The organism is Citrobacter sp. S39 (assembly GCF_009495675.1).
Taxonomy (GTDB): Bacteria; Pseudomonadota; Gammaproteobacteria; order Enterobacterales; family Enterobacteriaceae; genus Citrobacter; species Citrobacter freundii.
Window position 1 is genome coordinate 987263 of sequence record NZ_CP045555.1, and the last position, 14472, is coordinate 1001734.

Sequence of the window (14472 nt, forward strand, 5' to 3'; positions counted from 1 at the left end):
CAAGATAAAATGAGCGAGAAACGTTGATGTCGAATTCTTATGACTCCTCCAGTATCAAAGTCCTGAAAGGACTGGATGCGGTGCGTAAGCGCCCGGGTATGTATATCGGCGACACGGATGACGGCACCGGTCTGCACCACATGGTATTTGAGGTGGTAGATAACGCTATCGACGAAGCGCTCGCGGGTCACTGTAAAGATATCGTGGTAACGATTCACGCTGATAACTCCGTGTCCGTTACCGATGATGGCCGTGGTATCCCAACCGGTATTCACCCGGAAGAGGGCGTTTCGGCGGCGGAAGTTATCATGACCGTTCTGCACGCAGGCGGTAAATTCGATGATAACTCCTATAAAGTTTCCGGCGGTCTGCACGGCGTAGGTGTTTCCGTCGTTAACGCCCTGTCGCAGAAACTGGAGCTGGTGATTCGTCGTGAAGGCAAAGTGCATCAGCAAACTTACGTGCACGGTGTGCCGCAGGCGCCGCTGGCGGTAACCGGCGAAACAGAATTGACGGGTACTCAGGTCCGTTTCTGGCCAAGCCACGAAACCTTTACCAACGTCGTTGAGTTCGAATACGACATTCTGGCGAAGCGTCTGCGTGAGCTGTCATTCCTGAACTCCGGCGTCTCTATTCGTCTGCGCGACAAGCGCGACGGCAAAGAAGATCATTTCCACTACGAAGGCGGCATCAAGGCGTTTGTTGAATACCTCAACAAAAACAAAACGCCGATCCACCCGAATATCTTCTACTTCTCCACCGAAAAAGACGGTATCGGCGTTGAAGTTGCGCTGCAGTGGAACGATGGTTTCCAGGAAAATATCTACTGCTTCACCAACAACATTCCGCAGCGTGACGGCGGTACTCACCTTGCAGGCTTCCGTGCGGCGATGACCCGTACCCTGAACGCCTACATGGACAAAGAAGGCTACAGCAAAAAAGCGAAAGTCAGCGCTACCGGTGACGATGCCCGTGAAGGCCTGATTGCCGTTGTTTCCGTGAAAGTACCGGATCCGAAGTTCTCCTCACAGACCAAAGACAAGCTGGTCTCCTCTGAGGTGAAATCGGCGGTAGAACAGCAGATGAACGAACTGCTGAGCGAATACCTGCTGGAAAACCCGTCTGACGCGAAAATCGTTGTCGGCAAAATCATTGATGCTGCGCGTGCTCGTGAAGCTGCACGTCGCGCGCGTGAAATGACCCGTCGTAAAGGCGCGCTGGACTTAGCGGGTCTGCCGGGCAAACTGGCGGACTGTCAGGAACGCGACCCGGCTCACTCTGAACTGTACCTGGTGGAAGGGGACTCAGCGGGCGGCTCTGCGAAGCAGGGACGTAACCGTAAGAACCAGGCGATTCTGCCGCTGAAGGGTAAAATTCTTAACGTTGAGAAGGCGCGTTTCGACAAGATGCTCTCTTCTCAGGAAGTGGCGACGCTGATCACCGCGCTGGGCTGCGGCATCGGTCGCGACGAGTACAACCCGGACAAACTGCGTTATCACAGCATCATCATCATGACCGATGCGGACGTCGACGGCTCGCACATCCGTACGCTGCTGTTGACCTTCTTCTATCGTCAGATGCCGGAAATCGTTGAGCGCGGCCACGTTTACATTGCACAGCCGCCGCTGTACAAAGTGAAGAAAGGCAAGCAGGAACAGTACATCAAAGACGATGAAGCGATGGATCAGTACCAGATCTCTATCGCCCTTGATGGCGCCACGCTGCACACCAACGCCAGCGCACCAGCCCTGGCGGGTGAAGCATTAGAAAAACTGGTTTCTGAATACAACGCGACGCAGAAAATGATTGGCCGTATGGAACGTCGTTTCCCGAAAGCGCTGCTGAAAGAACTGGTTTATCAGCCGACGCTGGCTGAAGCCGATCTGGCTGATGAAGCGAAAGTCACTGCCTGGGTGTCCCAGCTGGTTAACGTACTGAATGAAAACGAAGTTCACGGCAGCACCTGGAACAGCTTTGTGCGTAAAGACGCTGAACTGAACCTGTTCGAGCCGGTGATCCGCGTGCGTACCCACGGCGTTGATACTGATTATCCGCTGGAGCATGAATTTGTGACCGGTGGCGAATATCGTCGTATTTGTACGCTCGGCGAGAAGCTGCGTGGACTGATCGAGGACGATGCGTTTATCGAACGTGGCGAGCGTCGCCAGCCGGTTGCCAGCTTCGAGCAGGCGCTGGAATGGCTGCAGAAAGAGTCACGTCGCGGCCTCGCTATCCAGCGTTATAAAGGTCTGGGCGAGATGAACCCGGAACAGCTGTGGGAAACCACCATGGATCCGGAAAGCCGTCGTATGCTGCGCGTTACCGTGAAGGATGCGATTGCTGCCGACCAGCTGTTCACCACGCTGATGGGTGATGCCGTTGAACCGCGTCGCGCATTTATCGAAGAGAATGCCCTGAAAGCGGCGAACATCGATATCTAATCGTGCGTTGTTAAACATACCCGGTTGTTTGCGCAACCGGGTATTTTTTTGCCCAAAAAAGAGGAATCTCGATTCCCCTTTCTATCCCCCTTTTCGTAGCTGTTTTTTGAGCGGAATCGCGTTAGCATGAGGACGGACTCATTTAATCCGGGGAACTCATGGCTATCAAACTTATTGCTATCGACATGGATGGCACACTTCTGCTGCCCGATCACACCATTTCACCTGCGGTCAAAACGGCGATTGCCGCGGCGCGCGCGCGTGGCGTGAATGTGGTGCTGACCACAGGACGCCCGTATGCCGGCGTTCACAGTTATCTGAAAGAACTGCATATGGAACAACCCGGTGACTACTGCATTACCTACAACGGTGCGCTGGTGCAGAAAGCTGGAGATGGCAGTACCGTAGCGCAAACTGCGTTAAGCTATGACGATTATCGCTACCTGGAGCAGCTTTCCCGGGAAGTTGGCTCACATTTCCACGCCCTCGATCGCAACACGTTGTATACCGCGAACCGTGATATCAGCTACTACACGGTGCACGAATCGTTTGTCGCGACCATCCCGCTGGTGTTCTGTGAAGCCGAGAAAATGGATCCAGCAACCCAGTTCCTGAAAGTGATGATGATTGATGAACCGGAGATCCTCGATAAAGCCATCTCGCGCATCCCAGCAGAAGTAAAAGAGAAGTACACCGTATTGAAAAGTGCGCCGTATTTCCTCGAAATCCTCGATAAACGCGTCAATAAAGGCACTGGCGTAAAATCGCTGGCCGATGCGTTAGGTATTAAAGCCGAAGAGGTGATGGCGATAGGCGATCAGGAAAACGACATCGCGATGATTGAATACGCAGGCGTGGGTGTTGCCATGGACAACGCTATTCCATCAGTCAAAGAAATCGCCAACTTCGTGACCAAATCCAACCTCGAAGATGGCGTCGCGTATGCCATTGAGAAATTTGCGCTGAATTAAGAAATTATGGGCAAGTGCCTTGTTTCATTTGCCCTGTTTCAGCCATGATTTGTGGTGCTGAATGGTCTCCCTGGGGAATATGCGCCACGCCGCTGCGCATTATCCATTTCCGCGAAAATGCTGATGTGAGTGCCCGGCTTTTCAGGATTTTGCCATACAGTTTGAGACGTATTTTACGGGTAGCTTTACGGTAAGCGTGATTCATATCTGGCGTATCCCGCAGCAGTACCGATTTGAGGATCTCCGCGCTGTCCAGCGCATAGCTAATCCCTTCCAGCGAGCTGGCGCTGATAAAACCGGCCGCTTCACCAATCAAAAATGCGTTGTCCTCTCCGCAGACAAAGTCTTTCCTGCGTGAGGGGAACAGAACCGTACATTTTTCACTTTTCACCGGTTTGCCGAACTGGAAATGGAACGCTTTCAGCTTCTCCTTCAGCGCGTCAAAGCGTGCCTGTCCGTCCTTCATGGGGTAGGCGCCACCAAAGATAAAATAGCCATCTTTGCTGATACTCCATGAATAACAGTCAGTTGCATCGTTATCAAAAATACAGGAATAGAACGGCACAGGATGTTTCTCCGCAAACCATTGTTGAATAGCGACATATTTACGGATTTGGTGCTGGGGATAGAGATGACGGCGCACCAGTGAATTCGCACCGTCTGCCCCCACCAGATAACGCGCGGTGATCTGCTGCTCCCAACCGTCGGCGCGGAAGATAACATGCCATTTATCGCCCTCGCGCCAGATTTTCCGACACAGGCTGTCGTGATACACCTGTACATCGTCAGGGATGAGAGATTTAAGCCATAAATCAAAAGCATGGCGGTTGATATTAATGTAGCTGCGCTGGTAGTTACGCGTCAAAGAAGCGGCAACATCAATAGTTTTAACGCTAAAAATCTGCGGGTTGGCGATGACATCAACGGGTAAGGTTATACCATCGCGGATAAACGAACGCTGGGCGTCCGGGGCCAGCAGACCGCCGCAGGGTTTAGTGAAACCTTCGTTGCCGCATTGGCGTTTTTTATCCAACGCAATCACGCGCATTTTTCCGCTCAACTGCCGCGCCAGCGCTGCGCCTGCCGGACCTAATCCGATAATCGCCACGTCAAAATGTTCCATCTTTCTGTCCGCAAAAATGAAGATGGCGATACGCTAAAGCCTGAAAGTGAAGTGCTTGTGAAGTATGATTGCTTTAATCGTCTTGTATCAGGGCATCCCATGAAGCAAATCACCTTTACGCCGCGTAATCATCAGCTTACCAATATTAACACCTGGACACCGGACAGCCAGTGGCTGGTCTTTGATGTGCGTCCTTCTGGCGCCTCCTTTACCGGTGAAACAATTGAGCGCGTCAATATCCATACTGGCGAACTGGAGGTGATTTACCGGGCTACTCAGGGAGCGCACGTTGGCGTGGTGACCGTTCATCCAAAGTCGGAAAAATATGTATTCATTCATGGGCCTGAAAATCCTGATGAAACATGGCATTACGACTTCCATCATCGTCGTGGGGTGATTGTTACGCAGGCTGGGGTGGAGAATCTGGATGCGATGGATATTACCGCGCCGTACACGCCAGGCGCGCTGCGTGGCGGGAGTCATGTGCATGTCTTTAGCCCAAACGGTGAGTTTGTCAGTTTCACCTATAACGACCATGTTTTGCATGAGCGCTCGGCGGCGCTGGATTTACGCAACGTCGGCGTGGCTGCACCGTATGGGCCGGTGAAGGTCTTCGCGCAGCATCCGCGTGAATACAGTGGCAGCCATTGGTGCGTGCTGGTGAGCCAGACGACACCAACGCCAAAACCGGGTAGCGATGAGATTAACCGTGCCTATGAAGAGGGCTGGGTAGGAGAAAACAGGCTGGCGTTTATCGGCGATACGTTGTCAGTGAATGGCGAAAAAGTACCGGAATTGTTTATTGTCGATTTGCCACTGGATGAAAACGACTGGAAACAGCCGGGGGACGCGCCTCTGGAGGGGACTGACATGACCATGCCTGCGCCGCCATCCGGTATTTGTCAACGTCGCCTGACGTTTACCCATGAGCGCGTCTTCCCGGGGCTAGTGAATCAACCTCGCCATTGGGTACGCAGTAATCCAAAGGCGTCTGAGATTGCGTTTTTAATGCGTGATGACAGCGGTATTGTGCAGTTATGGCTGATTTCCCCACAGGGGGGAGCACCGCGTCAGCTTACCCAATGCACTACGAATATTCAGTCAGCCTTAAACTGGCACCCATCGGGGAAATGGCTGGGATTTGTACTGGAGAACAGAATTGCTTGTTGTGATGTTCAAACGGGCAAGATTGATTTTTTAACGGAACGGCATGGTAACCCGCCGTCGGCCGATGCGATCGTCTTCTCCCCTGATGGTCGACAGGTTGCGTGGATGGAAGACGTCGAGGGTTTCCGCCAGCTGTGGGTGACTGAAACCGAGCGTTAACTTATGGAGCGGACATTTCTGCCGGGGGAATAACGGCGTTCGTGGCCTGGGTTCTCTCCTCGCTCTTTTCTACGCGGGATCTCACCGAGTTGTCTTTGCGAAAGAGATCCCACGGTAGCAATACCGTATCGAGCACCGCGGTGAAAGGCATATCCAGAATCGCCAGTGACTTGGTTCCCCAGTTCGTATCACTTTCGCTAATCATTGTGGCACTGGCTCGCGTGCCAGGATATGTCCCTTCTTTGCCACCGGTATGCGACATGATGCTGGAACAGCCGCTTACAAACGCCATCCCACTACACATCGTCAGTGTTACCAACATTTTTTTAATCATCATTTATTCATCTGTATTTATCGTGTTTGCATGGTGAGTTAAAGCGATCCGTTGCGAAAATAACATCACCATTTCGTCGCACTGTGGCGGCCATCGCGATTTAACGAGAACAACTGCTCCCCCCAGTGTATGCAATAGACAACAAACTGCAAAAAAAGTCAGATGAATACGCTTGAAAAGTTTGTATTAAGACCCATTTTTAGAGTGTAGACAAATGAAGGGCATGCCTGATGGGTGTCCTGGCTACCTGACCTGTCCATGATGGAAGGTCAATTATTCTCGCTGATTTCAGGAGCTATTAATTATGCGTAACTTTGATTTATCCCCGCTGTACCGTTCTGCTATTGGTTTTGACCGTCTGTTTAACCTGCTGGAAAACAATCAGGGCCAAAGCAATGGCGGCTACCCTCCGTACAACGTTGAGCTGGTAGACGAAAACCATTACCGCATTGCAATTGCCGTTGCCGGTTTTGCTGAAAGCGAACTGGAAATTACTGCCCAGGATAATCTGCTGGTGGTGAAAGGTGCCCATGCGGACGATCAAAAAGAACGTACTTACCTGTATCAGGGTATTGCCGAGCGCAACTTCGAACGTAAGTTCCAGTTAGCGGAGAACATTCATGTTCGCGGCGCAAACCTGGTAAATGGTCTGCTGTATATCGATCTTGAGCGCGTGATTCCTGAAGCGAATAAGCCGCGCCGCATCGAAATCAACTAATTCTATAGGCCGCTTCAGGCGGCCTTACTAAGTCATCGGCTTGCCGTCAGGGAGCCGAAAGGTACCTACTCGCTTCTTAGAAGGAGATTATTATGCGTAACTACGATTTATCCCCACTGCTGCGTCAATGGATCGGTTTTGACAAACTGGCCAATGCTTTGCAAAACACCGGTGAAAGCCAGAGCTTCCCGCCTTATAACATCGAAAAGAGCGATGATAACCACTACCGCATTACCCTTGCGTTAGCCGGTTTCCGCCAGGACGATTTGGATATTCAACTGGAAGGCACGCGCCTGACCGTGAAAGGTACGCCGCAGCAGCCGGAAAAAGAGACCAAATGGTTGCACCAGGGGCTGGTCATTCAGCCGTTCAGCCTGAGCTTTACGCTGGCTGAAAATATGGAGGTCTCCGGCGCAAGCTTCACTAACGGCTTGCTGCATATCGATTTGACCCGGAATGAACCTGAAGCCATTGCTCCACAACGTATCGCTATCAGCGAACGTCCCGCATTAAATAGTTAAATAGCTCCATGCCTTTGCCCCGCCAGAAATGACGGGGCTTTTTTGTGCTTTACCACCCATACATTGCGACTGTACTCTGCGAGAATCCATTTACTTAATGATGTTATTCACAGGGAACAGGATAATGAGTGATATAGCATTGACGGTCAGTGTTCTGGCATTAGTGGCAGTTGTCGGATTATGGATCGGCAACATAAAAATACGTGGTGTTGGTTTTGGCATCGGAGGCGTGCTGTTCGGCGGTATTATTGTCGGGCATTTTGTCGATCAGGCAGGGATGACCCTGAGCGGCGACATGCTGCATTTTATTCAGGAATTTGGCCTGATCCTGTTCGTCTACACCATCGGTATCCAGGTCGGACCGGGCTTTTTTGCGTCATTGCGCGTTTCGGGCCTGCGGCTGAATCTGTTTGCCGTGCTGATTGTAATCATGGGTGGCCTGGTCACCGCGATTCTGCATAAACTTTTTGCCATTCCTCTTCCCGTGGTACTGGGTATATTCTCCGGGGCGGTCACCAATACCCCAGCGTTGGGAGCCGGGCAGCAAATTCTGCGCGATCTGGGTACCCCTGGCGATGTGGTTGACCAGATGGGGATGAGCTATGCCATGGCTTATCCTTTCGGCATTTGCGGAATTTTACTCACCATGTGGCTGATGCGCCTTATTTTCCGCGTTAACGTCGATGCTGAAGCCCAGCAGCATGAATCCACGCTAACCAACGGGCACGCACTGATTCAGACGATGAACATCCGTGTGGAAAACCCAAACATCAACAATATGGCAATTCAGGATGTCCCGATTCTGAACAGCGACAAAATCATCTGCTCGCGTCTGAAACGTGACGAGACATTGATGGTGCCGTCGCCAGGGACAGTTATCCAGATGGGCGACCTGTTACACCTGGTCGGGCAGCCAGCTGATCTGCACAACGCGCAGGTGGTGATTGGTCAGGAGGTGGACACATCGTTGTCGACGCGCGGGACTGATTTACGCGTTGAGCGCGTGGTGGTGACCAACGAACAAGTGCTGGGTAAACGTATCCGCGATCTGCACTTTAAAGAACGTTACGACGTGGTGATCTCCCGCCTGAACCGTGCGGGGGTTGAGCTGGTAGCCAGCAGCGACGCCAGCCTGCAATTCGGGGATATCCTCAATCTGGTTGGGCGCCCTTCGTCGATTGACGCCGTTGCCAATGTTGTTGGTAACGCGCAGCAAAAACTGCAGCAGGTGCAGATGCTGCCGGTATTTATCGGTATCGGACTGGGTGTTCTGCTGGGGTCAATCCCGCTGTTTATCCCGGGTTTCCCGGTGGCGTTGAAGCTGGGGCTGGCCGGTGGGCCGCTGATTATGGCTTTGATTCTTGGACGTATTGGCAGCATCGGTAAGCTGTACTGGTTTATGCCTCCCAGCGCTAACCTGGCGCTGCGAGAGTTGGGTATCGTACTGTTTCTCGCGGTGGTTGGTCTGAAGTCAGGCGGTGATTTTGTTCATACCCTGACGCAAGGCGATGGTCTGAGCTGGGTGGGCTACGGTATTTTCATTACCGCGATTCCGCTCATTACCGTGGGCTTGCTGGCACGGATCTTCGCCAAAATGAACTATCTGACGCTGTGCGGCATGCTGGCCGGCTCAATGACCGATCCTCCTGCGCTGGCGTTTGCTAACAACCTGCATGCCACCAGCGGGGCGGCAGCGCTCTCCTACGCCACCGTTTATCCGCTGGTCATGTTCCTGAGGATTATCACCCCGCAATTGCTGGCGGTGCTCTTCTGGGGATTAGGTTAAAACTGACTTATCCGGCCTGCATCTCCTGTAGGCCGGATAAAACGCAACTCGCCATCCGGCATTACAAATACCCCTCTCTCTTTTCCATTGTCTCATCACCAGACTCGCCCTTTCGTTTGAGAATCAGGTTCATACTCCTTAACTGTTCCGGTATAACGACCAGACAACAATATTTAAGGAGCTGTCATGAAGATTTCTCGCCTTGGGGAAGCACCGGACTATCGCTTCTCGCTGGCAAATGAACGTACCTTTCTGGCGTGGATCCGCACCGCGCTCGGATTTCTGGCGGCGGGAGTTGGCCTTGATCAACTGGCCCCGGATTTTGCCACGCCGGTCATCCGTGAGGCGCTTGCCTTGTTGCTGTGTCTGTTTGCCGGCGGTCTGGCGATCTACGGCTACCTGCGCTGGCTACGTAACGAAAAGGCGATGCGACTGAAAGAGGACTTGCCCTACACCCACAGCCTGCTGATTATCAGCGTTATGCTGACTATTGTGGCAGTGATTGTCATGACGCTGGTGCTGTATGCCGGATAGCCGCAAATCGCGACGTATCGCCGACCCGGGGTTACAACCGGAGCGAACATCGCTGGCCTGGTTTCGTACCCTGCTGGGATATGGTGCGTTAATGGCGCTGGCGCTGAAGCACAACTGGCATCAGGCGGGCTTCCTGTTTTGGGTTTCAATTGTGGTGCTGGCGATGGTGGGAATCGTACTTTGGCGCTATACCCGCAGCCGTAATCTGATGGATGTTACACATAGCGATTTTTCTGAATCTCGTGCGGTGCGTGACAAATTTATGATCTCCCTCGCGGTGTTATCCCTCGCAATACTGTTTGCTGTAACGCATGTTCGCCAACTTATCGTATTTATCGGGAATTTTGCATGACAGGATGTGAGAACATGGATGTTAGTGATGATGTTTTAAACGTGGTGATTGACCACCAGAAGTGTTTACAACCAGTTGAAGTGTACCGTGGTTTGCAACAAGGAAATGTTCGCCTGGTACAGTTTATTCCGCTGGTTAAGCACGATGGCTCAGGTCATCTGACAGACGAATCGGTTACGTCTGAGGCGTGGGGCCGATTTTTAATTACGATATTTGATATCTGGGTACGTGAAGATATTAATCAGATATCTATCCAGCTTTTCGACAAAACGCTCCGCCAGTGGTGTGGTCTGGCAGCACAAATTGAACGACAGACCATGTCATCAATGAATACGCGTTGCCAAACATGCTCATTGTTTCAATATTACCATGGTGATTGTCCTGCGTACTGCGAGGAAAATGGAAAGGGCGTGCTGTGTGCAGGATATCAGGCTTTCTTCAACCATACCGCACCGCATATGCGCGTGATGCGTGACCTGCTTAAGCAGCATCGCTCACCGATGGAGCTGATGGCGATGCTGCGCTGAGATTAGCGCCCTTTCGCCAGGTATTGCGCCATCTCGGTTTCCGGCACCATGCCGCCGCCGGTTGCCCACACCAGATGGGTGGCGTTATTGAGCTGATCCGCGCTGAAGCCATGCATCTGCTGGTAATCCGTGGAGGCGCAAACGTGCTGAGGGCCAGCCATGCCTGCCAGCGCCGACGGCTCAAGACGAATGCCTTCTTCCTGCGCCAGCCAGCCCAGCATATCGTACATTGTCTGATCGTCCAGGGTGTACAGACCGTCGAGCAGACGTTCCATCGCCCGGCCAACAAAGCCCGATGCGCGACCCACCGCCAGTCCATCCGCTGCTGTCAGGTTATCGATGCCGATGTCCTGTACGGAAATGGTATCGTGCAGCCCGGTGTAAATCCCCAGCAGCATACACGGTGAATGAGTCGGTTCAGCGAAGAAGCAGTGCACATTATCGCCGAATGCCAGCTTCAGGCCAAATGCCACGCCGCCAGGGCCGCCACCGACACCGCACGGTAGGTAGACAAATAGTGGATGGTCTGAATCCACCGTGCGTCCCTGCTGGGCAAACTGCGCTTTCAGACGCTGACCGGCGACCGCATAGCCTAAAAATAGCGTGCGGGAATTTTCATCATCGATAAAGAAGCAGTTCGGATCGGATTGTGCCGCCTTACGACCTTGTTCAACCGCCACGCCGTAATCTTCTTCGTACTCCACTACCGTCACGCCGTGGCTGCGCAGCTTGGCTTTTTTCCACGCGCGGGCGTCGGCAGACATATGCACCGTGACGTTAAAGCCGATGCGGGCACTCATGATACCAATCGACATCCCCAGGTTGCCGGTGGAGCCAACCGCGATGCTGTACTGGCTGAAGAACTGTTTAAACTCCGGCGAAAACAGAACGCGGTAATCGTCTTTGGTGGTCAGCAGACCGGCTTCCAGCGCCAGTTTTTCCGCATGGGTCAGTACTTCATAAATGCCGCCACGCGCTTTAATCGAGCCTGAAATCGGCAAATGACTGTCTTTCTTCAGCAGGACTTCGCCGTTAATGTGTTGCCCGAACTCTTTTTCCAACCGTTTTTGCATGGCAGGGATTGCGGCCAGCTCAGATTCGATAATGCCCCCGGTGGCGGCGGTTTCCGGGAAGGCCTGCGCCAGATACGGTGCGAAGCGCGTCAGACGCGCGTGGGCATCCTCAACGTCGTGTGCTGTCAGGCCAACATACGGTAAACCTTCCGCAAGAGAGGTGGTGCCAGGGTTAAACCAGGTTGTCTCTTTCAGAGCCACCAGATCTTCCACTAAAGGATGCTGGGCGATAAGTGTTTGATTGTTTTCCATAGTCAGTCTCTTCGCGCTTAGATAATAAAGGAAAGCAGGAATGTGCAAGCCAGTGCAATAACGGACGCGATAAATGTCGCGGTCGTATAGTATTTGAACGTTTCATTCAGGGTGGCGCCGCAATACTGCTTCACCAGCCAGAACAGGGAATCGGTGACGATCGTGCAGCCAATAGCGCCGGAACCGATGGCAATGGCGATGATCTCCGGGCTAACGTTGGGATACAGCGGTAGCATCGGGGCAACGATTGCCGTTGCGCCCATCATCGCCACCGTGGCAGAGCCTACCGCCGCATGCAGAATCAGAGCGACCAGCCACGCCAGTAGAATCGGGTGCATATGCATGTTTGAGAGGATCAGCGCCAGAGTATCCGCCAGCCCGCTGCTCTTGAGAATAGCGTTGAATGCGCCGCCTGCGCCGATAATCAGCAAAATGTTAGCAATCGAGCCAAAACCGTTTTCGGTGTGGGTCAGCAGCGCACCCATACCGATGTGCTGACGCAGACCGAGAATGTAATAGGCTACGAAAACGGCGATAAACATCGCGGTGATCGGGTTACCAATAAACTCCAGCAGCGTATACACCGTGCTGCCTTTCGCCATGTTCAGTTCCGCGACGGTTTTCACCAGCATCAGGCCAATTGGTAGCAGTACGGTAAACAGCGTCGCGCCCAGCGATGGCAGCGTGCTTTCATCACGCACTTTCAGGTCGGAAAACTCAGCCGGTACTGGTTTAAATGGCAGACGGTTACCGAGGAATTTCAGGTACAGCGGCCCACCGACAAGCGAAGCCATTAAACCCACCAGTAAGCCGTAGACAATCACGGTGCCAATGTCTGCGCCCAGCTTATTCGCCACGAACAGAGCGGCCGGATGCGGAGGTACGACGCAGTGTACCGCCATCAGCGCCGTACACAGCGGAATCGCCAGCTTCAGTAATGAGGTATTGGTTTTTTTAGCAATCGAAAAGGCCAGTGGAATTAATAGCACCACGCCGACCTCAACGAACAGCGTGATCCCGCAAATTAGCCCGACCAGCACCATAATGACGTCGGCGGAAAGCCAGCGGCAGCGCTGCAGCGTCAGGCCGATGCGTTCGGCTGCGCCGGATACTTCCATCATTTTTCCGAGGATAGTCCCAAGGCCAATAACCGCCGCGAGGAAGCCCAGCGTACCGCCGATGCCGCTCTCAATGGCATTGACCATATCCAGCGGCCCCATCCCCATCATCGTACCCACGAAGAAACTGGCTAACAGCAGCGCCAGAAACGGGTGGAATTTGAACTTCACGATGGTCAAAACGATTAACACGATGCTTATCAGCAGCGTGCTCACAACCCAGATTTGAGAGTGCATAGCTCACCTTGCCCTGTGATTAATATAAGGTTATTGGACAAAAATAAGGCACCGTCTGACAAACGATATAAATCTCCTTTCACATGAGCTAGATTGCATCAAGTGAGTGATTTATGTCTAATTACGCTATGTTTATGCGATATGGTTCACCTTGATTCATCTTTATGCTGATTTTTGCAGCGAAGTTTTTTACACTCCGGCGAATGAATCAGGAGGACAGGAGGTGAGTTTGGATCCCCTACGCGAGGTCAGAAACCGGCTGCTCAATGGCTGGCAGCTGTCAAAGCTGTATACTTTTGAAGTGGCGGCCCGGCATCAGTCGTTTGCGCTGGCGGCAGATGAGCTGTCGTTAAGCCCCAGCGCCGTCAGCCATCGCATTAATCAACTGGAAGATGAACTGGGCATTCAGCTGTTTGTCCGTTCGCACCGTAAAGTGGAACTCACCCACGAGGGTAAGCGGGTATTCTGGGCGCTGAAATCGTCGCTGGATACGCTGAATCAGGAAATCCTCGATATTAAAAACCAGGAGCTGTCCGGGACGCTCACCGTCTACTCTCGACCTTCTATCGCCCAGTGCTGGCTGGTTCCGGCGCTCGGTGACTTTACCCGTCGCTACCCGTCAATTTCACTGACCATCCTGACCAGAAACGACAACGTCAATCTGCAGCGTGCCGGGGTCGATCTGGCTATCTATTTTGACGATGCGCCCTCCGCGCAGCTTACGCACCACTTCCTGATGGATGAAGAGATCCTGCCGGTATGCAGCCCGGACTACGCTCGCCGCCATGACCTTACCGGTTCGTTAGTGAATTTGCCGCACTGCACCTTGCTGCACGACAGACAGGCATGGAGTAACGACTCAGGAACCGATGAATGGCACAGTTGGGCGCAGCATTTTTCGGCGAATTTGCCGACATCATCGGGGATTGGTTTCGATCGTTCTGATTTAGCGGTAATTGCCGCCATGAACCATATCGGCGTGGCGATGGGCCGAAAGCGGCTGGTGCAAAAACGTCTCGACAGCGGAGAACTGGTAGCGCCTTTTGGCGATATGGCGCTGAAATGCCATCAGCATTACTACATCACCACGCTGCCCGGCAGGCAGTGGCCGAAAATCGAGGCGTTTATTAGCTGGCTTCAGGAGCAGGTAAAATAAGCG

At 52.9% G+C, this 14472-nt stretch carries 14 protein-coding genes and 1 other annotated feature; of the genes, 10 read left to right on the forward strand and 4 right to left on the reverse strand.

Features of this window, described 5'->3' with window-relative positions:
* Positions 1–26 precede the first annotated feature (26 nt).
* On the forward strand, positions 27–2441 hold the full coding sequence (gene gyrB / locus GFB57_RS04575; protein ID WP_003023868.1) for a DNA topoisomerase (ATP-hydrolyzing) subunit B: 2415 nt from the start codon (positions 27–29) through the stop codon (positions 2439–2441).
* 158 nt (positions 2442–2599) lie between these two features.
* Positions 2600–3412: a sugar-phosphatase gene (gene yidA, locus GFB57_RS04580; RefSeq protein WP_003023871.1), complete on the forward strand. Its 813-nt coding sequence runs from the start codon at positions 2600–2602 to the stop codon at positions 3410–3412.
* Positions 3413–3416: 4 nt separating this feature from the next.
* Here the strand turns inward: yidA and cbrA are convergent, their stop codons facing one another.
* A complete protein-coding gene (gene cbrA / locus GFB57_RS04585; RefSeq protein WP_003023873.1) occupies positions 3417–4535 on the reverse strand; it encodes a colicin M resistance lipid reductase CbrA in 1119 nt (372 codons plus the stop codon).
* A 99-nt stretch (positions 4536–4634) separates the two neighbouring features.
* Here cbrA and GFB57_RS04590 point away from each other — a divergent pair, with 99 nt between their 5' ends.
* Positions 4635–5861: a DUF3748 domain-containing protein gene (locus GFB57_RS04590; protein ID WP_003023876.1), complete on the forward strand. Its 1227-nt coding sequence runs from the start codon at positions 4635–4637 to the stop codon at positions 5859–5861.
* Position 5862: 1 nt separating this feature from the next.
* On the opposite strand, the gene GFB57_RS04595 is transcribed toward GFB57_RS04590, so the two are convergent.
* Positions 5863–6195 (reverse strand): YceK/YidQ family lipoprotein, encoded by a 333-nt coding sequence (locus tag GFB57_RS04595; protein ID WP_003023879.1) that lies wholly within the window; start codon positions 6193–6195, stop codon positions 5863–5865.
* A gap of 238 nt (positions 6196–6433) precedes the next feature.
* Positions 6434–6506: a sequence feature (ROSE (Repression Of Heat Shock gene Expression) occurs in the 5'-region of heat shock genes and acts as an RNA thermometer to modulate expression.), on the forward strand.
* Here GFB57_RS04595 and ibpA point away from each other — a divergent pair.
* From ibpA to GFB57_RS04625, 6 genes are all read left to right on the forward strand, one after another.
* Positions 6500–6913, forward strand: coding sequence for a small heat shock chaperone IbpA (gene ibpA / locus GFB57_RS04600; RefSeq protein ID WP_003023882.1), 414 nt, complete (start codon positions 6500–6502; stop codon positions 6911–6913). (Overlaps the previous feature by 7 nt.)
* 92 nt (positions 6914–7005) lie before the next feature.
* Positions 7006–7434 (forward strand): small heat shock chaperone IbpB, encoded by a 429-nt coding sequence (ibpB, locus tag GFB57_RS04605; RefSeq protein ID WP_003023884.1) that lies wholly within the window; start codon positions 7006–7008, stop codon positions 7432–7434.
* Between the two features lie 124 nt (positions 7435–7558).
* The gene (locus GFB57_RS04610) at positions 7559–9220 is read left to right on the forward strand and encodes a putative transporter (RefSeq protein WP_003023886.1); all 1662 of its coding nucleotides are present in this window, start codon (positions 7559–7561) and stop codon (positions 9218–9220) included.
* A 186-nt stretch (positions 9221–9406) separates the two neighbouring features.
* Positions 9407–9754, forward strand: coding sequence for a YidH family protein (locus GFB57_RS04615; protein ID WP_003023888.1), 348 nt, complete (start codon positions 9407–9409; stop codon positions 9752–9754).
* The gene (locus GFB57_RS04620; RefSeq protein ID WP_003023890.1) at positions 9744–10106 is read left to right on the forward strand and encodes a DUF202 domain-containing protein; all 363 of its coding nucleotides are present in this window, start codon (positions 9744–9746) and stop codon (positions 10104–10106) included. The genes GFB57_RS04615 and GFB57_RS04620 overlap by 11 nt, the downstream gene beginning before the upstream one ends.
* A gap of 14 nt (positions 10107–10120) precedes the next feature.
* Positions 10121–10633 carry a radical SAM protein gene (locus tag GFB57_RS04625; protein ID WP_003023893.1) on the forward strand — a complete coding sequence of 171 codons (513 nt, stop codon included), beginning with the start codon at positions 10121–10123 and terminating at the stop codon, positions 10631–10633.
* Positions 10634–10635: 2 nt separating this feature from the next.
* On the opposite strand, the gene dsdA is transcribed toward GFB57_RS04625, so the two are convergent.
* Positions 10636–11958 carry a D-serine ammonia-lyase gene (gene dsdA, locus GFB57_RS04630; RefSeq protein ID WP_003023894.1) on the reverse strand — a complete coding sequence of 441 codons (1323 nt, stop codon included), beginning with the start codon at positions 11956–11958 and terminating at the stop codon, positions 10636–10638.
* 17 nt (positions 11959–11975) lie between these two features.
* Complete coding sequence (dsdX, locus tag GFB57_RS04635; protein ID WP_003023897.1) at positions 11976–13313, reverse strand: D-serine transporter DsdX; 1338 nt, start codon at positions 13311–13313, stop codon at positions 11976–11978.
* Between the two features lie 229 nt (positions 13314–13542).
* Between dsdX and dsdC the strand changes: the two genes are divergently transcribed.
* Positions 13543–14469 (forward strand): DNA-binding transcriptional regulator DsdC, encoded by a 927-nt coding sequence (gene dsdC, locus GFB57_RS04640; protein WP_290366973.1) that lies wholly within the window; start codon positions 13543–13545, stop codon positions 14467–14469.
* The last annotated feature ends 3 nt before the right edge of the window (positions 14470–14472 follow it).